This window comes from Pseudomonas sp. GW821-FHT07G10, from assembly GCF_059418545.1.
Genome location: NZ_JBWKQB010000020.1, coordinates 21,305 through 40,716, shown reverse-complemented (window position 1 = coordinate 40,716; position 19,412 = coordinate 21,305). Strand labels below are relative to the sequence as shown.

Below are 19,412 nucleotides of genomic sequence, written 5' to 3'. Positions count from 1 at the left end.
ATCGTTCCCACGCTCCGCGTGGGAACGATCATGTGGTCACCCCCGCCGATCCAGCAGATTCACGACCAAGCGATCCACCCAACCCCAAACTCGCTGTTTGACCCGTCGCCACAACGGCCGGTTTCTCCACGCCTCAAGGCTGACAGCCTGGCTCTGGGCAAAGTCCGCCTCAAAACTCGCCGCCACCGCACGCGTCAGCTCAAGATCGAGCGCCTCCAGATTGGCTTCCAGATTGAAACGCAAAGTCCAGTGATCGAAGTTGCACGAACCGATGCTCACCCAGTCGTCGATCAAGACCATTTTCAGGTGCAGGAAGCACGGCTGATACTCGAAGATCTTCACGCCAGCCCTGAGCAGACGCGGGTAGTAGCGATGCCCGGCGTAACGCACTGAGGGGTGATCGGTTCGCGGCCCGGTGAGCAGCAGGCGCACATCGATACCGCGCGCTGCGGCTCTGCGCAACGAGCGGCGAACTTTCCAGGTCGGCAGGAAGTACGGCGTCGCCAGCCAGATGCGGCGCTGCCCGCTGTTCAAGGCGCGTACCAGCGATTGCAGGATGTCCCGATGCTGACGGGCGTCGGCATAAGCCACCCGCCCCATGCCCGGAGCGATCGCCGGCACACGGGGCAGCCGTTGCAGGCCGAAGTTCGAGGCAGGTTTCCAGGCCCGGCGATGACGGTTGGCGACCCATTGACGGTCGAACAGCATCTGCCAGTCGAGCACCAACGGGCCGACGATTTCCACCATTACCTCATGCCATTCGCTGGTGTCCTCGCCCGGGGTCCAGAACTCATCGGTGACACCCGTGCCACCCACCACTGCCAGGCTTTGATCGACCAACAGCAGCTTGCGGTGATCGCGGTAAAAATTGCGCACCCAGTGTCGCCAGCTCAACCGATTGTAGAAACATAGCTCGACACCGGCCTCCATCAATCGGCTGCGCAAACTCAAGGTGAAGGCCAGACTCCCGTAGTCATCGAACAGGCAGCGCACGCGAACGCCACGTTCGGCCGCCTGCACCAGCGACTGGACCATGGCTTCGGCGCAGGCTCCGGCCTCCACCAGGTACAACTCAAGCTCCACCTGGCGCTCGGCCCGCGCAATCGCCACCAACATGCGCGGGAAGAAACCCGGCCCGTCGATCAGCAGTTCGAAGCGATTGCCTTCGCGCCAGGGGAATACCGCGCCGCTCATGTCAGCGCGCCGCGAAAATCAGCACCGCACCCACCGGCACCGAGAGACTGATCGCCGACAAATCGGCAGCTTTGCGCAATGTAATCAGGCCCGGTGCCAAATCGAAGTCTTCGGCATTGAGCACCAGCGGCTCAAGGGTGACCACCTGAAAACGCCGGTCATCAAGCCTTGTGGCCAGCAGTTCGGCGTTGTAGCTCTGCTCCTTGCCGTGAAGCTTTACGGTCAGCGGTAACCGTAGTTCGAGCTGCGCACCGGGGGCGAGGTCTTTGATGGGCAGCAGATTGATTTGCGCGGTGATCAGCGCCTGCGGGAATGTCTTGATCTCGAACAGATCCTTGCGCATGCGCTCATCGCGTAGCGCATTCGCGCTATTGACCGACTCCAGCTCGACCTGTACTTGCGTCATGCCCGTGTCATCAACCTTGCCGTGCAGCGCCAGAAAGCGCTGAACTTCAGAGATATGGGCGTTCCTGGTGGTGACAAAGGACAGTCGTGAAGACTCGCCATCCAGATACCAGTCGGCGTGAGCAGGCAGGGCCGCGCAGGCCGTCAGCAGCAAAGTGCACAGTTTGAGTAACGAAGCGTTGGGCATAACAACTCATGGGCAAATAAACCTGAGTTGAACCTTAACCATACTCGCCGAACTTGCAAACTTTCATGAGCCCGGCAACCGATCAGCCTGTGGCAGCAACCGGCAACCCTGGCGCGTGCCTATCCAGCCAGCGGTGTGGGTTCGGCCCATGCCGCTGGCCGTCACACGCTTGCTCGCCGCATCATCAAAAAAACCGCTGATGGGCAAATATTGCTTCACATAGGCAGTGCAATACTGGGTCGGATTGTTCATCACATAGCGACAGGAGCAGTACTCCTTGGCGGTGTAAGCGCCAAGGATGTCGGGGAACGCCTGCAATGCCTCCCGTTCCTGCCAGCCCCAGCCGAGCGACGCCAGAACCAGCAAAATCAGCACACTGCTGAACGGTCTGCGCCGGACAAACCCGCGACGGCTCATGGCAACACCTGTGGGGTAAAAGCGGCCAACGCACGTTTGAGCAATTCGTTGTGCTGGTAACTGCCATCGCGATCATCAGCATAACGCACGATCACCAGGTTCTCGCTGGGGATGACATACAGCGCCTGCCCCCAATGGCCCAGTGCGGCAAAGGTATCGGCCGGAGCATCCGTCCAGGGTTTGCCTGCACCCTCCACCGCGCGATTGAGCCACCACTGGCCACCGGGAACAACGTCGTCCTGCTTCGCTTGATAGTGTGCAAAAGGCTGGCGATTGAACTCGACCCACTCCTTGGGCAACAACTGCCGATCGCGCCAACGACCGTCGCGCTGCATCAACAGACCGACCCGTGCCAGATCACGCGCGGTGAGGTAGCAATAGGATGAGGCGACAAAAGTACCGCTGGCGTCGGTTTCCCAAATAGCGTTGCGAATGCCCAAGGGTTCGAACAACCCGGTCCACGGATAGTCCGGATACTTCGCGCCGAGCAGCTTTTTCAGTGTGGCGGACAACAGATTGCTGTCACCACTGGAGTAGCGAAACACCTGCCCAGCCGCACTGAGCTCAGCACGTTCGGCAGTGAACGCCGCCATATCGCTGCGACCCCGGGTGTACAGCATGGCCACCACCGATGACTTCAACGGGGCGTATTCATAGTCTTCCTGCCAATCCAGGCCAGACGCCCAGTGCAACAGGTCGGCCATGGAAATCGCCGGATGCTTTTGCAGCGGCGGATAGAATTTCGCCGCAGGGTCCTGCAACGCAAAACGTCCCTCGCCATAAGCCACGCCCAACACGGTGGCCATCAGGCTTTTGCTGATGGACCAAGTGAGATGCGGCGTATCGACGGTGGTCGGCCCGGCATAGCGTTCGTAAATCAGCTGACCGTCGCGGATTACCAGCAAGGCATCGGTGCGGATGCCTTTATGGGTAGTGTCGTCGCGAGTCTCAAAGGCGTAATCCTCCAGGGCTTTAAGCGCCGGACCGGTGACCTGAGGGCCTTGGGACCATTGTTCGGCAGGCCAGTTTTCGGCAACAGCCTGATGGTTCACAAATAGCAACAGCGCGAGGAGCAGGATCAAGCCTTTGGGCATGGCAGGCACTCAGGGGATGAACCTGCTGAGCCTAGTCGAGATAGATGACAGTTTTGAAGGTCAATACCGAGGACCCTTGGCTGCAAAAAAAACCGTAGCAACTGGCGAAGCCTGCTGCTACGAGGAGCGGGGCCTTTTCAACCCGCCAACGCCTTGGCCAGCCGTTTGGCCCGCGCCACAGTGGCCAGGTCCAGCAGCGCCCGATCACGGTTCCACAGCTCAGCCCACTCCGGCGGGCCATCGTTGAACGCTTCGTTCAGCTCAGGCTTGAGCGAATCAAACTGTGCGAACAAACCACCCAGCAAGATATGCCCGGCATTTGAACCCGGGTTGTGCCGACTGACTTCGGCACACCCGGCCAGCAGCGCCAACAACCGCAATTGCAGGCTCTGCGGCCAGTCGCTGTCGTGACCGACGCCATACAACCAGGCGCTCATGGCACTGAGCACATAGATGTCTTCCAGGGTACGGAACGGTTTGACGTAGGCGTCCCAACCGTCCCCGGCGAGCAATTCGCACTGGGCATAGTCGAGAAACAGACGGCCGTGGCTGATGTCCGGCATCAACGCGATGGCCGGTAATTTTTCCAGACGTACACCGGGCTCTCCGGGGTAAACCACCGCCAGACTCAAACGCGGTGGTTCATCCGGCTCTTCGCAGCGCGCGGCAATCAATAGCCAGTCCGCGGCATCGCCGGCCGTGACGAAATCCTTACGCCCGCTCAGTCGCAGGCCATCGAGACGGGTCTGCATGTCTGACGGTCGCAGGCTGCGCTGCTCGGTCGCGCACAAGGCACCCAGGCTCGGCGGCGCACTGGGCCAAAGCATGCGCAACGCTGCCTGGTAGCCCACCAGAAACGCCAGCCCCGGCGTTGCCATCAATCGACCACCGCGCACCGCCAGCTCGAACGGCGTCACGTTGCCCAACTTGTGTAACAAAGCCGCATAGCCTTCAGCCAGATCCGGACCGGCGGGCAACCGGGTGCAGCGGCTCAACAGGGCTTGCCAAGGCATAAGAGGTTCCTCAAAGGGCTGTCATACAAGCATCACCAAAGCTTCATGGCGATGACACCGGGGCTACATAGCCTGACTTTGCACAACAAAGTCGATCGGCTGCAACCCAAGATGGGTCAGTAGCCCGTAAGGAGATTCGCAATGACTCAGATCGCCCGCATCAGCGACACCGGCAATGAACGCCGCCTGCAAGCCGAACGCCTGATCGGTACCGAGGCATTGCAGGAAGCCCAGGCCTTGCGCTTTAACGTTTTCAGCGGCGAATTCAACGCCAGGTTAAAAGGAGCCGAGTTCGGTCTGGACATGGATGACTATGATGTTCACTGCGCCCACATCGGTGTACGTGACCTGAACACCGGCCGTCTGGTTGCCACCACTCGCTTGCTCGACCATCAGGCCGCCAGCAGTCTGGGGCGCTTCTACAGCGAAGAAGAATTCAGCCTGCACGGCCTGGTGCACCTCAAAGGCCCGATCCTGGAAATCGGCCGCACCTGCGTTGATCCGGCGTATCGCAACGGCGGTACCATCGCCGTGCTCTGGGGCGAACTGGCCGAAGTGCTCAACCAGGGCGGTTACAGCTACCTGATGGGTTGCGCCAGCATCCCGATGCAGGACGGCGGGATTCAGGCCCAGGCGATCATGCAACGGCTGCGCGAACGCTACCTGAGCACCGAACACTTGCGCGCCGAACCGAAGAAACCGCTGCCGCCCCTCGACATCCCGTCCAACGTAATCGCCGAAATGCCGCCACTGCTCAAGGCTTACATGCGCCTTGGGGCGAAAATCTGCGGCGAACCCTGCTGGGACGAAGACTTCCAGGTCGCTGACGTATTCATCCTGCTCAAGCGTGACGAGTTGTGCCCGCGTTACGCACGGCACTTCAAGGCGGCAGTCTGATGAGCCGGTTGCGGGTGTACGCACGGATTGCGCGGGTGTTGCTGGTGGTCGCGCTAGGTTTGAGCATGGCCAGCCTGTTCGGCTTTTTCGAGCGCATGGGCATCGCCAACTCCATGGTCCGGCGTCAGCGCTGGTCACGGTTTTTCATGGCGCGGCTGAGTAATGCCCTGCCCTTCCGTGTGACCGTTCAGGGGGAACTGCCGCAGCAACCAATGCTATGGGTCAGCAACCATGTGTCATGGACCGACATTCCGTTGCTCGGCATGCTGACTCCGCTGTCCTTTCTGTCCAAGGCTGAAGTGCGTACCTGGCCGGTCGCCGGCTGGTTGGCGGCGAAGGCTGGCAGTCTGTTTATCCGTCGCGGCTCGGGCGACAGCCAGTTGATCCGCAAACAGATGAGCCGTCATCTGGAGCAAGAACATCCGCTGCTGATATTCCCGGAAGGCACCACCACCGACGGCCGTTCGCTGCGCACCTTCCATGGCCGCTTGCTGTCTGCCGCCATCGACGCCGACGTGGCCTTGCAACCGGTGGCCATTCGGTATTTACGTGATGGACAGATCGATCCATTGGCACCCTTCATTGGCGACGATGACCTGCTGTCACACCTGATGCGCTTGTTTGCCAATGATCAGGGCGAGGTGGAAATCCACCTGCTCAAACCGATTGCCTGTCACGGTCAGGAACGTGCGGCATTGGCCTTTCAGGCGCAGCAAGCGGTGCAAAAAGCATTGTTTGGTGAGGTCGCTCAACCTGCAGAACCGCGCCGTACCGGTGACCTGATCGCTGCCTGACCCCCGCGTCTGTAGGAACCGAGCTTGCTCGCGATGGGATCGCCACGGTGTATCAGCCCAACCGAGGTGTCCGCATCGCGAGCAAACGAACGTCGCCCGCCCCTTCCCACACTAGATCATCGCTGCGTTCAAGAATGTATTCGCAATTGTTCTTGTGAGAACGCCTGCAACTCTGGATAGAACACCCGAAAATCCTCACTCAACGGCTCATACAACTTTTCCAGTTCCTGCATGGCGCCAGCCAGTTCCTCGGGGCGCGACAAGCGCCGCGAGATACCCCGGAGCACTTGCTCCAGCACCGCAAAATCACGATACGAACCCAGCCAGTCATGGGCCACCATGTGCGGCGCAATATCCGCCAGGCGCCCCGGCAACCGGGGTTCAGCGGCCAGCACCCGATAAACGTCTGCAGTGAAACTGTCCAGCGGACGGTCGGTATACAGCTGCCAGTCCCGCGCCAGGCAATGGTCGAAGAACACGTCCAGCACGATTCCAGCGTAACGCCGCCGCGTCAGCGAAAACCGCGATAGCGACTGGCCGACCAGCGGGTGGCGATCGGTGAACATATCGATATGCCGATGCAGCGCAATGGCCGCCTCGATATCCGGATCGAACTGCCCTTGCAGCCGGCCTTTGACGAAATCGCCATACAGGCTGCCGAGCAGTTGACCCGGGCGCTGACCGCCAAGGTGTAGGTGTGCGAGATAGTTCATAGAGCGCAGCTTAGCACCAGGCGCCGATATCGTTATAACCCGATATATCGATTTACGCTGATCTCAGACCAAAGTCATATTTGTATATCGCGAAATAACGATTTAAAGTTCGCTCCATCGCGATATAACGTTTTACCCACCCCGAGCACTGCCATGACCATCGACCTCGACGAAATAATAAAAGCCCTGGCGCACCCAGTACGGCGAGACATTCTCAACTGGCTGAAAGACCCGAAAGCTCAGTTCCCCGATCAAATCCACCATCACGAGTACGGCATCTGTGCCGGACAAATCGATCAACGCTGCGGCCTGTCGCAGTCGACCGTGTCCGCTCACTTGGCGACCTTGCAGCGTGCGGGGCTGATCACCAGCCAGAAGGCCGGTCAGTGGCACTTCTTCAAACGCAACGAGGATGTGATTCAGGAATTCCTGCGCACCATCAGCAAAGAGCTCTGACCCGGCACTTTTAAAAGGATTAAACATGCCCCTCTCGCTACTCATCCTGGCCCTGAGTGCCTTCGCCATCGGCACCACCGAGTTCGTCATCATGGGCTTGCTGCCCGATGTGGCGGCCGACCTCGGGGTGTCGATTCCCGGCGCCGGCTGGCTGGTGACCGGCTACGCCCTGGGCGTGGCCATCGGTGCGCCGTTCATGGCGCTGGCCACCGCCAAACTGCCACGCAAGGCCGCACTGGTAGCGTTGATGGGCATCTTCATCGTCGGCAACCTGCTCTGTGCCCTGGCCAGTGACTACAACGTGCTGATGTTCGCCCGGGTCGTGACGGCCCTGTGTCACGGAGCCTTCTTCGGCATCGGTTCGGTGGTGGCTGCCGGCCTGGTACCCGCCAACAAACGCGCCTCGGCCGTGGCCTTGATGTTCACCGGCCTGACCCTGGCCAATGTGTTGGGCGTACCGCTGGGCACTGCTCTGGGTCAGGAAGCCGGCTGGCGTTCGACCTTCTGGGCAGTGACGGTTATCGGTGTGATCGCGCTGATCGGCCTGATCCGTTTCCTGCCAGCCAGACGCGATGAAGAAAAACTCGATATGCGCTCGGAGCTGGCCGCCCTGAAAGGTGCCGGGATCTGGTTGTCGCTGAGCATGACCGCGCTGTTTGCGGCGTCGATGTTCACCCTCTTCACCTACGTTGCACCGCTGTTGGGTGACGTCACCGGTGTTTCGCCCAAGGGCGTGACCTGGACCCTGCTGTTGATTGGTCTCGGGTTGACCGTGGGTAACATCATCGGCGGCAAGCTGGCGGACAAACGCCTGGCGGCCACGCTGATCAGGGTCTTCATCTCGATGGCGGTGGTCTCGAGCGTGTTGAGCTGGACCAGCGTCGCGCTGATCCCGACCGAAATCACCCTGTTCTTCTGGGCCTGCGCCTCGTTCGCCGCCGTTCCGGCCCTGCAAGTGAACGTAGTGACCTTCGGCAAGGCCGCACCGAACCTGGTGTCGACCCTCAATATTGGCGCCTTCAACATCGGCAACGCCCTCGGCGCCTGGGTCGGCGGCAGCGTCATTGCCCACGGTTTCGGCCTGACCAGCGTGCCCTTGGCCGCTGCTGCGCTGGCGGTCCTCGCACTGCTGGTGACCCTGATTACTTTTCGTCAGAGCGGCAATGCCGAGCTGGCCCCAGCTACCAACTGATCATTAAGAGGGTTGTATCCATGGCAACTATTTTCGATCCAATCAAACTCGGCGACCTCGAACTGCCGAACCGCATCATCATGGCACCGCTGACTCGCTGCCGGGCCGATGAAGGCCGTGTGCCGAACGCGCTGATGGCTGAATACTATGTTCAGCGCGCCTCCGCCGGCTTGATCCTCAGCGAGGCCACTTCGGTCACGCCAATGGGCGTCGGCTACCCTGACACCCCGGGCATCTGGTCCAACGATCAAGTGCGCGGCTGGAGCAACGTGACCAAGGCCATTCACGGCGCTGGCGGGCGGATTTTCCTGCAGCTGTGGCACGTCGGGCGAGTTTCCCACCCCTCTTACCTGAATGGCGAAACACCGGTCGCCCCGAGCGCCATTCAGCCCAAAGGCCATGTCAGCCTGGTTCGTCCGCTGTCCGACTACCCGACGCCACGCGCACTGGAAACCGCTGAAATCGCCGACATCGTCGACGCCTACCGCGTGGGCGCCGAGAACGCCAAAGCCGCCGGTTTCGACGGTGTGGAAATCCACGGTGCCAACGGTTATCTGCTCGATCAATTCCTGCAAAGCAGCACCAACCAGCGCACCGACAACTACGGTGGCTCGCTGGAAAACCGTGCACGGCTGATGCTCGAAGTGACTGACGCAGTAATCGAAGTATGGGGCGCTGGCCGCGTCGGCATGCACCTGGCGCCACGGGCCGACTCCCACGACATGGGCGACGAAAACCCGTCAGAGACCTTCAGCTACGTCGCTCGGGAACTGGGCAAACGTGGCATCGCCTTCATCTGCTCGCGCGAGAAAGAAGGCGTCGACAGCCTCGGCCCGCAGCTCAAAGAAGCGTTCGGCGGCCCATACATCGCCAACGAACGCTTCACCAAAGACAGCGCCAATGCCTGGCTGGCCAGCGGCAAGGCCGATGCGATCGCCTTCGGCGTACCGTTCATCGCCAACCCGGACCTGCCAGCGCGCCTGAAAGCCGATGCCGAACTGAACCAGGCGCATCCTGAAACCTTCTACGGCAAAGGCCCGGTCGGCTACATCGACTACCCAGTGCTGTAAACAAAGCGCCTTAATCGGCATAGGGAGCGGTCTATGAAGGCCGCCCCCTATGATCGTTCCCACGCTCTGCGTCCGCTGTTGGGACGCGGAGCGTCCCGGGCTGCATTCCCACGCGGAGCGTGGGAACGATCATTTCAGCCGCTACCGGTCTTTTTGCAGGCACATTCCGGGAAAGGGGAGAGCAGCCCCCCAAACGCAAAAAGCCCCGACTCGAAAGAGCCGGGGCTTTTTGTTGGCAAAGCAATTTGCCTGGAATGTACTCGCCCCCCCCTGTAGGAGCGAGGCTTGCCCGCGAAGGGAGCAATGCGGTCTGCCTGACCTACCGCGTTATCGTTCATCGCTGGCAAGCCAGGCTCCTACAAAGAGCCGTCGATCAAGCGCTGATCGGGCACCCGGTCGCCGCTTGCAGTTCTTCCAGGCTCACACCCGCCGCCAGCTCCACCAGTTTCAGGCCCTGCCCGGTCACATCCAGCACCGCCAGATCAGTAATGATCCGGTCCACCACCCCGACGCCGGTCAGCGGCAAGTCGCAGCGTTTGAGCAGTTTGTGGCTACCGCCCTTGGCGGTGTGCTCCATCAATATCACCACGCGCTTGACCCCAGCCACCAGGTCCATGGCGCCGCCCATGCCTTTGACCATTTTGCCAGGGATCATCCAGTTGGCCAGATCACCGTGTTCCGACACCTGCATGGCACCGAGAATCGACAGATTGATGTGGCCGCCACGGATCATCGCGAAGGAGTCGGCACTGTTGAAAAAGCTGCTGCCAGGCAAGGTGGTGATGGTCTGCTTGCCGGCATTGATCAGGTCAGGATCGACTTCATCTTCAAGCGGAAACGGACCGATGCCGAGCAAACCGTTTTCGCTCTGCAGCCAGACGTCCATGCCTTCGGGAATATAGTTGGCCACCAGCGTCGGCAAACCGATACCGAGGTTCACGTAGAAACCGTCCTGCAATTCTTGAGCGGCGCGCTGCGCCATTTCTTCACGAGTCCAGGCCATGATCAGGCGCTCCGCACAGTGCGTTGTTCGATGCGTTTTTCAGGGGTGGCGTTGAGCACCAGACGCTGCACGTAGATCCCCGGCAAGTGGATCTGGTCGGCATCCAGTTCGCCTGTCTCAACAATCTCTTCCACTTCGACAACACAGACTTTCGCCGCCATGGCGGCCAGCGGGTTGAAATTGCGGGCGGTCTTGTTGAACAGCAGATTGCCCGACTTGTCGGCCTTCCAGGCTTTGACCAACGCCAGGTCGGCACGCAGCGAACGCTCCATCACGTACCACTCGCCATCGAACTCACGGGTTTCCTTGCCTTCGGCCACCAGAGTGCCATAACCGGTCTTGGTGAAAAACGCCGGTATGCCCGCACCACCAGCGCGGAGCTTTTCCGCCAGAGTCCCTTGCGGGGTGAACTCCAGTTCCAGCTCGCCGGCCAGGTACTGCCGCTCGAACTCTTTGTTCTCGCCGACGTACGAGGAAATCATCTTGCGGATCTGCCGGGTGGTCAGCAGTTGACCCAATCCGAAACCATCGACCCCGGCGTTGTTGCTGATCACCGTCAGCCCGCTCTTGCCGGTGTCACGCAAGGCGGCGATCAAGGCTTCAGGGATACCGCACAACCCAAAACCACCTACCGCAAGGGTCATGCCGTCTTCGACGAGACCTTGCAGGGCGGATTCTGCACTCGAGTAAATCTTGTTCACAGGTTTTTCCTCGAATTCACCACGACCCGCAGGCATGCGGACGCGGCCTGTTTGCTCTGGTCGGGAGGAGCCAGGACCATCAGCGACCACCCCTCCCCCGATTCGGCTGCCTCGTCAGCTTAGCCCTTGCGCTGCCCCCAGGCCACGGCAAGACCGCTCAGGCAAATCACTGCAATCCCGATGATGCCGAAGATGTCCGGCGTATGGTCAAAGATCAGGTAGCCATACATTCCGGCAAACAGAATCTGCCCGTAGCTGAACGGCGCGAGCATCGCCGGGGCCGCATGGCGAAAGGCCTGGGTCAGCAACATATGGCCAAGCATGCCGCAGGTCCCCAGACCGATCATGAACAGAGCGTGAACCAGCGTTGGCGTGCTCCAGAAAAATGGCAGCAGCGCGCTCATGATCAACGAGTTGAGAATACCGGTAAGGAAGTTGCTGGTAGTCGGGCTGTCGATGCCGCTGAGTTTGCGGGTCAGCAGTTGATAGAAGCCAAAACACAGCGCCGAGCACAGCGGCAGGAAAATCGCCGGCGTGAACAGTGCCCCGCCCGGCCGCACCACGATCAGCACCCCGACAAAACCGGCCAGCACCGCCAGCCATTGGCTGCGCGAGACCTGCTCACCCAGCAACGGGACGGACAATGCGGTAACCAATAAAGGCGCGAGAAAGTTGACCGAAGTGGCTTCCGCCAACGGGATATAGCGCAAACCTGTGGTGAAGAACAGGCTGGTGCCAATCAGGCACAGGGCGCGGAGCAACTGCAAACCCGGGCGTTTGGTGCGCACCACTGCCGAAAAACCAGTGCGCGGCACGAAGATCACCAGCATCAACAGCGTGTGCACCACATAACGTGCCCACACCACCATGACGATGGGGTAAAACACCGACAAGTACTTGGCCAGCGAGTCGTGACTTGCAAACAGCAAAACCGCCAGGCAAATCAGTGCGATGCCTCTGATCGGCTGCTCAGCTCCTTTGAACAACGGGGCGTTTACACTCATTCACACACTCGCACAATTTTCCTACAAAATACGTAGCTCGCTATCTATCAAGATATAACCAGCACGTATATAAAAGCACCCCATCGAAACAAGGCAAACGCAGGATCGATCTTCGCTCGCCTTAGGTGTTGACACAACTGGTCTCAATTACGCATTTTGTCTTAATTGCGCAAGCTCGGACTCCAGCGCAGCATGTCCAACCCGGTATCGACCCAACGCTCGGCTTCTGTGTGCAGTTCAAAACCGTCAGGAGCCAGAAGCCACTTGTAAAGGATGCCGTTGATGAATGCATGCATGCTGATCGCTGCGCGGGCGGTATCCAGATTCTCGGGAAGCTGCCCACGATTCACCGCATTACGCAACGCCAGGCCGATACGCACATTGCAATCCAGGCTGGCGACGCGGCGCTGCTGACGCAGATCGCACATTTCATCGGTGAATTCGCACTTATGAAACAGAATCTCATTAATGCGTCGGGTCTTCGAGTCCAGGGCAACTTGATGAAACAAATGAATCAGCAGCTTGCGCATGCAACCCAACGGGTCGAGCTCCTCTTCATTTTCACTGGCCTTGGCCATCTCATCCAACGGCTCATGCAAGGTGTCGAGCATGGCCTGAAGCAGATCCGCCTTGTTACTGAAATGCCAATAAATGGCCCCGCGCGTGACGCCAGCCAGCGCCGCGATATCCGCCAGCGTGGTACGCGCAACACCACGCTCATAAAAGGCTTTCTCTGCCGCTTCGAGTATCTGGCTACGGGTTTCCTGAGCTTCCTCTTTGGTACGACGGACCATGGCAGTACAACCTCAATCAGGGTGCCTCAGACGGCACCGGACCTTAATCTGAGCTTAATGGCGGGCGGCGATTGTCATGCCTTCCCCAACCTACAATTCGTGCCTTGTAACAGCCCGGGTACACGCCCCGGTATTTACAAACAACCATGAACGTAAGTATATTGATTAGCAAGCTACTTATCTACCCAGCGCACATTTTTTACCTTTCCACTTTTCTTGTGCGCATTTCGCGCGCCTGACCCGAGGATTTTCATGCAATTCAAGCCAGTTGTTACCGCTCTGGTCACTGCCGTCGCCTTGGCATCGCTGCTTGGCGGATGCAAAAAGGAAGAGGCGGCACCTGCCCCACAAGTCCCTCAGGTCGGCGTAGTGACCCTTCAACCCCAGGCATTCACCCTGACCTCCGAACTTCCTGGCCGTACCACGGCCTACCGCATGGCGGAAGTCCGCCCTCAGGTCAACGGCATCATTCTCAAGCGTCTGTTCAAGGAAGGCGGCGACGTCAAAGCCGGCCAACAGCTGTACCAAATCGATCCGTCGGTCTATGAAGCCACCCAGAAAAGCGCCGAAGCGAACCTGCAGTCGACCAAGTCGATTTCTGATCGCTACAAACAACTGGTCAGCGAGCAAGCCGTAAGCCGTCAGGAATACGACACTGCCGTGGCCAATCGTTTGCAATCGGAAGCAAGTCTGCAAAACGCACAGATCAACCTGCGTTACACCAAAGTGCTAGCGCCACTCTCCGGCCGTATCGGCCGCTCTTCGGTCACCGAAGGTGCACTGGTCAACAGCGGCCAGACCACCGCCATGGCGGTGATTCAGCAACTCGACCCGATCTACGTCGACGTCACTCAGTCGTCGGTCGAGTTGCTTGAGCTGCGCCGCGAACTGGAAAGCGGTCGCCTGCAAAAGGCCGGCGAGAATGCGGCCATGGTCAAGCTGACCCTGGAAGACGGCAGCCAATACAAACCGGAAGGCAAACTGGAGTTCTCCGAAGTCTCGGTCGACGAAACAACCGGTTCCGTGACCCTGCGCGCGGTATTCCCGAACCCCGACCACACTCTGCTGCCGGGCATGTTTGTCCATGCGCAGTTGCAGACTGGCGTGAACGCTGCGGCGATTCTCGCTCCGCAACAAGGCGTGACCCGCGACCTGAAAGGCACTCCCACCGCTCTGGTGGTTGGCCCGGACAACAAAGTCGAGCTGCGTCAGCTCAAGGCCAGTCGGACAGTCGGTAGTCAATGGCTGATCGAGGATGGCTTGAAGGCGGGTGATCGGCTGATTACCGAAGGCCTGCAATTCGTCAAACCTGGCGTTGAGGTCAAGGCCAGCGAAGCGACCAACGTTGCGGCGAAAAACCCGACCACTGCGCAGGCAACAAACAAAGCTGCAGGCGGCAAAGGGGAGTAAACCATGTCGAAATTTTTTATCGACCGTCCGATTTTCGCCTGGGTAATTGCCCTGGTGATCATGTTGGTCGGGGCTCTATCGATCCTCAAATTGCCGATCAACCAGTACCCGAGCATCGCGCCACCGGCGATCGCCATCTCCGTTGCCTACCCAGGCGCTTCTGCACAAACCGTGCAGGACACCGTGGTTCAGGTCATTGAGCAGCAGCTCAACGGTATCGACAACCTGCGTTATGTGTCTTCGGAAAGTAACTCCGACGGCAGCATGACCATTACCGCGACCTTCGAACAGGGCACCAACTCCGATACCGCGCAGGTTCAGGTCCAGAACAAACTGAACCTGGCCACTCCGCTGCTGCCGCAAGAAGTGCAGCAGCAGGGTATCCGTGTCACCAAGGCAGTGAAGAACTTCCTGCTGGTCATCGGTGTGGTCTCGCAAGACGGCAGCATGTCCAAGGACGACTTGTCCAACTACATCGTCTCCAACATGCAGGACCCGATCTCCCGGACCGCGGGTGTCGGTGACTTCCAGGTGTTCGGTGCCCAGTACGCGATGCGTATCTGGCTAGACCCGGCCAAGCTGAACAACTTCAACATGACGCCGGTGGACGTGAAGACCGCTATCGCTGCGCAGAACGTCCAGGTGTCGTCCGGGCAACTCGGTGGCTTGCCAGCCGTTTCTGGCCAGCAACTGAACGCAACCATTATCGGCAAGACTCGCCTGCAAACGGCCGAGCAGTTCAAATCCATCTTGCTGAAGGTCAACAAAGACGGCTCGCAAGTGCGTCTGGGTGACGTGGCCGATGTCGGCCTTGGTGGTGAGAACTACAGCATCAGCGCCCAGTTCAACGGCAGGCCGGCCTCCGGTCTGGCGGTCAAGCTGGCCAACGGTGCCAACGCTCTCGACACCGCAAAGGCCTTGCGCAAGACCATCAGCGACCTGGAACCCTTCTTCCCTGAAGGGATGAAAGTGGTGTTCCCGTACGACACCACTCCAGTGGTGACCGAGTCGATCAAGGGTGTGGTTGAAACCCTGGTCGAAGCGATCGTGCTGGTGTTCCTGGTGATGTTCCTGTTCCTGCAGAACTTCCGCGCTACCGTTATCACCACGATGACTGTGCCGGTTGTGTTGCTGGGTACCTTCGGGATCCTCGCGGCCTTTGGTTTCAGCATCAACACCCTGACCATGTTCGGTATGGTGTTGGCCATCGGCTTGCTGGTGGACGACGCCATCGTCGTGGTGGAAAACGTCGAGCGGGTAATGAGCGAGGAAGGACTGTCGCCCAAGGAAGCCACCAAGAAGTCCATGGGGCAGATCCAGGGCGCACTGGTCGGTATTGCGCTGGTGCTATCGGCAGTACTGCTGCCCATGGCGTTCTTCAGTGGCTCGACCGGGGTGATCTACAAACAGTTCTCGATCACTATCGTTTCAGCCATGGCGCTGTCGGTAATGGTCGCCCTGATCTTCACCCCGGCGCTGTGCGCAACCATGCTCAAGGCCATTCCAAAAGGTGAGCACGGCGCACCTAAGCGTGGTTTCTTCGGCTGGTTCAACCGCAACTTCGACCGTAGCGTTAAAAGCTACGAGCGCGGTGTCGGCAACATCCTCAGAAACAAGGCTCCGTATCTGCTGGCTTACGTGATCATCGTGATCGGTATGGTCTGGTTGTTCGCCCGTATCCCTACTGCGTTCCTGCCGGAAGAAGACCAGGGCGTACTTTTCGCTCAGGTGCAGACCCCGGCCGGCTCCAGTTCCGGACGAACTCAGGTGGTGGTCGACGAGATGCGCGAATTCCTGCTGCGCCCAAGCGCGCAAGGCGGTGAAGGCGACGCAGTCAACTCGGTGTTTACCGTGACTGGCTTCAACTTCGCCGGCCGTGGCCAGAGCTCGGGTATGGCATTCATCATGCTCAAGCCATGGGGCGAACGCTCTGCGGAAAACAGCGTGTTCAAGCTGGCTGCCCGGGCTCAGCAGCACTTCTTCACCTTCCGTGACGCGATGGTGTTTGCCTTCGCGCCACCGGCAGTATTGGAGCTGGGTAACGCCACCGGTTTCGACGTGTTCTTGCAGGATCGCGCCGGTATCGGTCACGACAAACTGATGGCTGCACGTAACCAGTTCCTGGGTATGGCAGCGCAAAGCAAGGTACTGTCGCAGGTGCGCCCGAACGGCCTGAACGATGAACCGCAGTACCAACTGACCATCGACGATGAACGCGCCAGCGCCTTGGGCGTGACGCTGTCAGACATCAACAGCACCCTGTCGATCGGACTGGGCAGTAGTTATGTCAACGACTTCATCGACCGCGGTCGGGTGAAGAAGGTCTACATCCAGGGTCAGCCCGGTGCCCGCATGAGCCCCGAAGACCTGAAGAAATGGTATGTGCGCAACAGCGCCGGCACCATGGTCCCGTTCTCGGCCTTTGCCAAGGGTGAATGGATCTACGGCTCGCCAAAGCTGGCCCGTTACAACGGCGTCGAAGCCATGGAAATCCTCGGTGCCCCGGCGCCCGGCTACAGTACTGGTGAAGCCATGGCCGAAGTCGAAGCCCTGGCCAAGAAGCTGCCGGCCGGTGTCGGTATTTCCTGGACTGGCCTGTCCTACGAGGAGCGTCTGTCCGGCTCGCAGGCGCCGGCGCTGTATGCGCTGTCTCTGCTGATGGTCTTCCTCTGCCTGGCAGCACTGTACGAAAGCTGGTCGATTCCGATCGCGGTCATGCTGGTGGTTCCGCTGGGGATTATCGGTGCCCTGCTCGCCACGAGCTTGCGTGGCCTGTCCAACGACGTGTACTTCCAGGTGGGCTTGTTGACGACCATCGGCCTGGCATCGAAAAACGCCATTCTGATCGTCGAGTTTGCCAAGGAATTGCATCATCAGGGACGTAGTCTGACCGATGCGGCCATTGAAGCCTGCCGGATGCGTCTGCGGCCGATCATCATGACTTCGCTGGCATTCGTGCTCGGCGTGGTACCACTGGCAATCTCCACAGGCGCAGGTTCGGGCAGCCAGCATGCAATCGGTACCGGGGTAATTGGCGGCATGATCACCGCCACTGTTCTGGCGATCTTCTGGGTGCCGTTGTTCTTCGTCACAGTGTCCTCCTTAGGCCGCAGAGAAAACGTGGACGAACTGGACACCATTGAAACTCAAACCGAGGCTAGCCAATGAGCAAGTCGCTACTTTCCCTGGCAATTACCGCGTTCGTGCTCGGTGGTTGCTCGCTGATACCCGATTATCAGCAGCCAGAAGCACCGGTCGCGGCGCAATGGCCGCAAGGTCCAGCCTACAGCCCTACGGAGGCCGCCAACGTGGCGGCCGCTGAACAAGGCTGGCGGCAGTTTTTCCATGACCCGGCACTGCAACAGCTTATTCAGACCGCACTGGTGAACAACCGCGATCTGCGCGTTGCGGCCCTGAACATCGACGCCTTTGCGGCTCAATACCGCATCCAGCGCGCCGACTTGTTCCCGGCCGTCTCGGCGACCGGCAGCGGTAGCCGTCAACGTACTCCGGCGCGCCTGTCGCAAACCGGCGCAGAACACATCACCAGCCAGTATTCGGCGACTCTGGGCGTCAGCGCCTATGAGCTGGATTTGTTTGGACGCGTTCGCAGCTTGAGCGAACAAGCCTTGCAAACCTATTTCTCCAGTGAAGAGGCCCGTCGCAGTACTCAGATCAGCCTGGTGGCCAGCGTGGCCAACGCCTACCTGACCTGGCAAGCCGACAAGGAACTGCTGAAGCTGACCGAGACCACCCTGGGTACATACGAGGAGAGCTACAGACTTACTGCGCGCAGCAACGAAGTCGGTGTGGCCTCGGCCCTCGACCTGAGCCAGTCGCAGACCTCCGTAGAGAACGCACGAGTGCAATTGGCGCGTTATACCCGCCTGGTAGCACAGGACGAAAACAGCCTGGCGCTGTTGCTGGGCACCGGGGTTCCGGCCAACCTGCCAGGCGGTCAGCCGCTGGCTGGCGACCTGCTGAGTGAAGTACCCGCCGGTCTGCCTTCTGACCTGTTGCAGCGTCGCCCGGACATCCTTGCAGCCGAACACAAGCTCAAGGCTGCCAACGCCAACATTGGCGCGGCACGGGCAGCGTTCTTCCCGAGCATCAGCCTGACCGCCAACGCCGGCACGCTGAGCCCGGATCTGTCCGGTCTGTTCAAAGGTGGTTCGGGGACCTGGTTGTTCCAGCCGCAAATCAATCTGCCGATCTTCAATGCCGGCAGCCTGAAAGCGAGCCTGGATAACTCTAAAATCCAGAAAGACATCACCGTGGCACAGTACGAAAAGTCCATCCAGACCGCCTTCCAGGAAGTCTCCGATGGCCTGGCCGCACGCCAGACCTTCAACCAACAGTTGCAGGCCCAGCGTGATCTGGTCAGTGCCAACCAGGCTTACTACCGTTTGGCCGAGCGTCGCTACCGGATCGGTATCGACAGCAACCTGACCTTCCTCGATGCCCAGCGCCAGTTGTACAGCGCGCAGCAAGCATTGATCACTGACCGTCTTTCGCAGCTGGTCAGCGAGGTCAATCTGTACAAGGCCCTCGGTGGCGGCTGGAACGAACAAACCGCGCAGAACGAGCCGATCAAGGAAGAGGCGCCGAAGCTCAAGCTGCTCTGAAAGCCTGAGTAAGGATCGCTGAGCGCTCCTTGATGAGTAAAAAATCCGGAGCCCGATAAGGGCTCCGGATTTTTTTTGCCTGTTCCACAGGATTCGAGCGTTAACTCTCGTAGCAGCTGACGAGCTTGCGAGGCTGCGTTCGACTGCGAAGCGGTCGTAAATCAGACAACACGCTCTTCAGGTAAACCGCGCGCACAGGTTTTGCGAGGACTTCGTCCTCGAACGCAGCCTCGCAAGCTCGGCAGCTGCTACGGCGCCCGGACAAGCACTCACAGCGTGTTTGAGATCGTTGACGAGGCATTCACTGCCGAATCGTGTGGAGCCTGCCTGGCACACCGCACAGGAGCGTTTACCGGCATCCCACACAATGCCAAACCCTTTCATAAAAAGCGCACAAAAAAAAACGCCCCAAGCCGTGAGGCTTGGGGCGCTTTTCATGTTTT

The 19,412-nt window shown here is 59.6% G+C and carries 19 protein-coding genes; 8 read left to right on the top strand and 11 right to left on the bottom strand.

Annotated features, from left to right (window positions below):
* Positions 1-36: 36 nt before the first annotated feature.
* The 5 genes from AC07O1_RS20630 to AC07O1_RS20610 form a co-directional block, all read right to left on the bottom strand.
* Complete coding sequence (locus tag AC07O1_RS20630) at positions 37-1,194, bottom strand: phospholipase D-like domain-containing protein (protein WP_494992759.1); 1,158 nt, start codon at positions 1,192-1,194, stop codon at positions 37-39.
* 1 nt (position 1,195) lies between these two features.
* Entirely contained in the window at positions 1,196-1,786 is a 591-nt protein-coding gene (locus AC07O1_RS20625; RefSeq protein ID WP_494992758.1) for a YceI family protein, read from the bottom strand.
* A gap of 63 nt (positions 1,787-1,849) precedes the next feature.
* The gene (locus tag AC07O1_RS20620) at positions 1,850-2,203 is read right to left on the bottom strand and encodes an amidase (RefSeq protein WP_494992757.1); all 354 of its coding nucleotides are present in this window, start codon (positions 2,201-2,203) and stop codon (positions 1,850-1,852) included.
* Positions 2,200-3,297 carry a serine hydrolase domain-containing protein gene (locus AC07O1_RS20615; RefSeq protein ID WP_495089945.1) on the bottom strand — a complete coding sequence of 366 codons (1,098 nt, stop codon included), beginning with the start codon at positions 3,295-3,297 and terminating at the stop codon, positions 2,200-2,202. The genes AC07O1_RS20620 and AC07O1_RS20615 overlap by 4 nt, the downstream gene beginning before the upstream one ends.
* 137 nt (positions 3,298-3,434) lie before the next feature.
* Positions 3,435-4,310, bottom strand: coding sequence for an acyl-CoA dehydrogenase middle domain-containing protein (locus AC07O1_RS20610; protein ID WP_495089944.1), 876 nt, complete (start codon positions 4,308-4,310; stop codon positions 3,435-3,437).
* A 141-nt stretch (positions 4,311-4,451) separates the two neighbouring features.
* Between AC07O1_RS20610 and olsB the strand changes: the two genes are divergently transcribed.
* Together olsB and AC07O1_RS20600 are read left to right on the top strand one after the other, a co-directional pair.
* A complete protein-coding gene (olsB, locus tag AC07O1_RS20605) occupies positions 4,452-5,207 on the top strand; it encodes an L-ornithine N(alpha)-acyltransferase (protein WP_494992754.1) in 756 nt (251 codons plus the stop codon).
* Complete coding sequence (locus AC07O1_RS20600; protein ID WP_495011546.1) at positions 5,207-6,001, top strand: lysophospholipid acyltransferase family protein; 795 nt, start codon at positions 5,207-5,209, stop codon at positions 5,999-6,001. The genes olsB and AC07O1_RS20600 overlap by 1 nt, the downstream gene beginning before the upstream one ends.
* Positions 6,002-6,129: 128 nt before the next feature.
* Here AC07O1_RS20600 and AC07O1_RS20595 read toward each other — a convergent pair whose 3' ends face one another.
* Positions 6,130-6,714, bottom strand: a complete 585-nt coding sequence (locus AC07O1_RS20595) for an acyl carrier protein phosphodiesterase (RefSeq protein ID WP_495089943.1) — start codon at positions 6,712-6,714, stop codon at positions 6,130-6,132.
* Positions 6,715-6,867: 153 nt separating this feature from the next.
* Here AC07O1_RS20595 and AC07O1_RS20590 point away from each other — a divergent pair, with 153 nt between their 5' ends.
* The 3 genes from AC07O1_RS20590 to AC07O1_RS20580 are packed head-to-tail and all read left to right on the top strand — an operon-like array spanning position 6,868 to position 9,432.
* The gene (locus tag AC07O1_RS20590; protein WP_494992751.1) at positions 6,868-7,170 is read left to right on the top strand and encodes an ArsR/SmtB family transcription factor; all 303 of its coding nucleotides are present in this window, start codon (positions 6,868-6,870) and stop codon (positions 7,168-7,170) included.
* Positions 7,171-7,195: 25 nt separating this feature from the next.
* Positions 7,196-8,362 carry an MFS transporter gene (locus tag AC07O1_RS20585; protein WP_495089942.1) on the top strand — a complete coding sequence of 389 codons (1,167 nt, stop codon included), beginning with the start codon at positions 7,196-7,198 and terminating at the stop codon, positions 8,360-8,362.
* Positions 8,363-8,382: 20 nt separating this feature from the next.
* A complete protein-coding gene (locus tag AC07O1_RS20580) occupies positions 8,383-9,432 on the top strand; it encodes an alkene reductase (protein WP_494992749.1) in 1,050 nt (349 codons plus the stop codon).
* Positions 9,433-9,805: 373 nt separating this feature from the next.
* On the opposite strand, the gene AC07O1_RS20575 is transcribed toward AC07O1_RS20580, so the two are convergent.
* From AC07O1_RS20575 to emhR, 4 genes are all read right to left on the bottom strand, one after another.
* Positions 9,806-10,435: a CoA transferase subunit B gene (locus AC07O1_RS20575; RefSeq protein WP_494992748.1), complete on the bottom strand. Its 630-nt coding sequence runs from the start codon at positions 10,433-10,435 to the stop codon at positions 9,806-9,808.
* A 2-nt stretch (positions 10,436-10,437) separates the two neighbouring features.
* The gene (locus tag AC07O1_RS20570; RefSeq protein WP_495011543.1) at positions 10,438-11,136 is read right to left on the bottom strand and encodes a CoA transferase subunit A; all 699 of its coding nucleotides are present in this window, start codon (positions 11,134-11,136) and stop codon (positions 10,438-10,440) included.
* 119 nt (positions 11,137-11,255) lie between these two features.
* A complete protein-coding gene (locus AC07O1_RS20565; RefSeq protein ID WP_495089941.1) occupies positions 11,256-12,140 on the bottom strand; it encodes a DMT family transporter in 885 nt (294 codons plus the stop codon).
* A 161-nt stretch (positions 12,141-12,301) separates the two neighbouring features.
* Positions 12,302-12,934 (bottom strand): efflux system transcriptional repressor EmhR, encoded by a 633-nt coding sequence (gene emhR, locus AC07O1_RS20560; RefSeq protein WP_495089940.1) that lies wholly within the window; start codon positions 12,932-12,934, stop codon positions 12,302-12,304.
* A 252-nt stretch (positions 12,935-13,186) separates the two neighbouring features.
* Here emhR and emhA point away from each other — a divergent pair, with 252 nt between their 5' ends.
* From emhA to AC07O1_RS20545, 3 genes are read left to right on the top strand one after another with little or no spacing between them, the layout of a single operon-like run.
* Positions 13,187-14,344 (top strand): efflux RND transporter periplasmic adaptor subunit EmhA, encoded by a 1,158-nt coding sequence (gene emhA / locus AC07O1_RS20555; RefSeq protein ID WP_495089939.1) that lies wholly within the window; start codon positions 13,187-13,189, stop codon positions 14,342-14,344.
* A gap of 3 nt (positions 14,345-14,347) precedes the next feature.
* Complete coding sequence (gene emhB / locus AC07O1_RS20550) at positions 14,348-17,512, top strand: efflux RND transporter permease subunit EmhB (RefSeq protein ID WP_494992743.1); 3,165 nt, start codon at positions 14,348-14,350, stop codon at positions 17,510-17,512.
* Positions 17,509-18,969 (top strand): AdeC/AdeK/OprM family multidrug efflux complex outer membrane factor, encoded by a 1,461-nt coding sequence (locus AC07O1_RS20545; RefSeq protein WP_495089938.1) that lies wholly within the window; start codon positions 17,509-17,511, stop codon positions 18,967-18,969. Before emhB ends, AC07O1_RS20545 begins: the two co-directional genes overlap by 4 nt.
* 177 nt (positions 18,970-19,146) lie before the next feature.
* On the opposite strand, the gene AC07O1_RS20540 is transcribed toward AC07O1_RS20545, so the two are convergent.
* Positions 19,147-19,412, bottom strand: a 266-nt coding sequence (locus AC07O1_RS20540; RefSeq protein WP_494992741.1) for a hypothetical protein, incomplete at its 5' end; no start/stop codon positions are given.

Bases quoted from the DNA above. Each gene is read 5' to 3' on its own strand.
- AC07O1_RS20580 (WP_494992749.1), top strand. From the start codon at position 8,383: ATGGCAACTATTTTCGATCCAATCAAACTCGGCGACCTCGAACTGCCG.
- AC07O1_RS20575 (WP_494992748.1), bottom strand. From the start codon at position 10,435: ATGGCCTGGACTCGTGAAGAAATGGCGCAGCGCGCCGCTCAAGAATTG.
- AC07O1_RS20620 (WP_494992757.1), bottom strand. From the start codon at position 2,203: ATGAGCCGTCGCGGGTTTGTCCGGCGCAGACCGTTCAGCAGTGTGCTG.
- AC07O1_RS20545 (WP_495089938.1), top strand. From the start codon at position 17,509: ATGAGCAAGTCGCTACTTTCCCTGGCAATTACCGCGTTCGTGCTCGGT.
- emhR (WP_495089940.1), bottom strand. From the start codon at position 12,934: ATGGTCCGTCGTACCAAAGAGGAAGCTCAGGAAACCCGTAGCCAGATA.
- AC07O1_RS20615 (WP_495089945.1), bottom strand. From the start codon at position 3,297: ATGCCCAAAGGCTTGATCCTGCTCCTCGCGCTGTTGCTATTTGTGAAC.
- emhB (WP_494992743.1), top strand. From the start codon at position 14,348: ATGTCGAAATTTTTTATCGACCGTCCGATTTTCGCCTGGGTAATTGCC.
- AC07O1_RS20585 (WP_495089942.1), top strand. From the start codon at position 7,196: ATGCCCCTCTCGCTACTCATCCTGGCCCTGAGTGCCTTCGCCATCGGC.
- AC07O1_RS20590 (WP_494992751.1), top strand. From the start codon at position 6,868: ATGACCATCGACCTCGACGAAATAATAAAAGCCCTGGCGCACCCAGTA.
- AC07O1_RS20600 (WP_495011546.1), top strand. From the start codon at position 5,207: ATGAGCCGGTTGCGGGTGTACGCACGGATTGCGCGGGTGTTGCTGGTG.
- AC07O1_RS20625 (WP_494992758.1), bottom strand. From the start codon at position 1,786: ATGCCCAACGCTTCGTTACTCAAACTGTGCACTTTGCTGCTGACGGCC.
- AC07O1_RS20630 (WP_494992759.1), bottom strand. From the start codon at position 1,194: ATGAGCGGCGCGGTATTCCCCTGGCGCGAAGGCAATCGCTTCGAACTG.
- olsB (WP_494992754.1), top strand. From the start codon at position 4,452: ATGACTCAGATCGCCCGCATCAGCGACACCGGCAATGAACGCCGCCTG.
- AC07O1_RS20565 (WP_495089941.1), bottom strand. From the start codon at position 12,140: ATGAGTGTAAACGCCCCGTTGTTCAAAGGAGCTGAGCAGCCGATCAGA.
- AC07O1_RS20610 (WP_495089944.1), bottom strand. From the start codon at position 4,310: ATGCCTTGGCAAGCCCTGTTGAGCCGCTGCACCCGGTTGCCCGCCGGT.
- emhA (WP_495089939.1), top strand. From the start codon at position 13,187: ATGCAATTCAAGCCAGTTGTTACCGCTCTGGTCACTGCCGTCGCCTTG.
- AC07O1_RS20595 (WP_495089943.1), bottom strand. From the start codon at position 6,714: ATGAACTATCTCGCACACCTACACCTTGGCGGTCAGCGCCCGGGTCAA.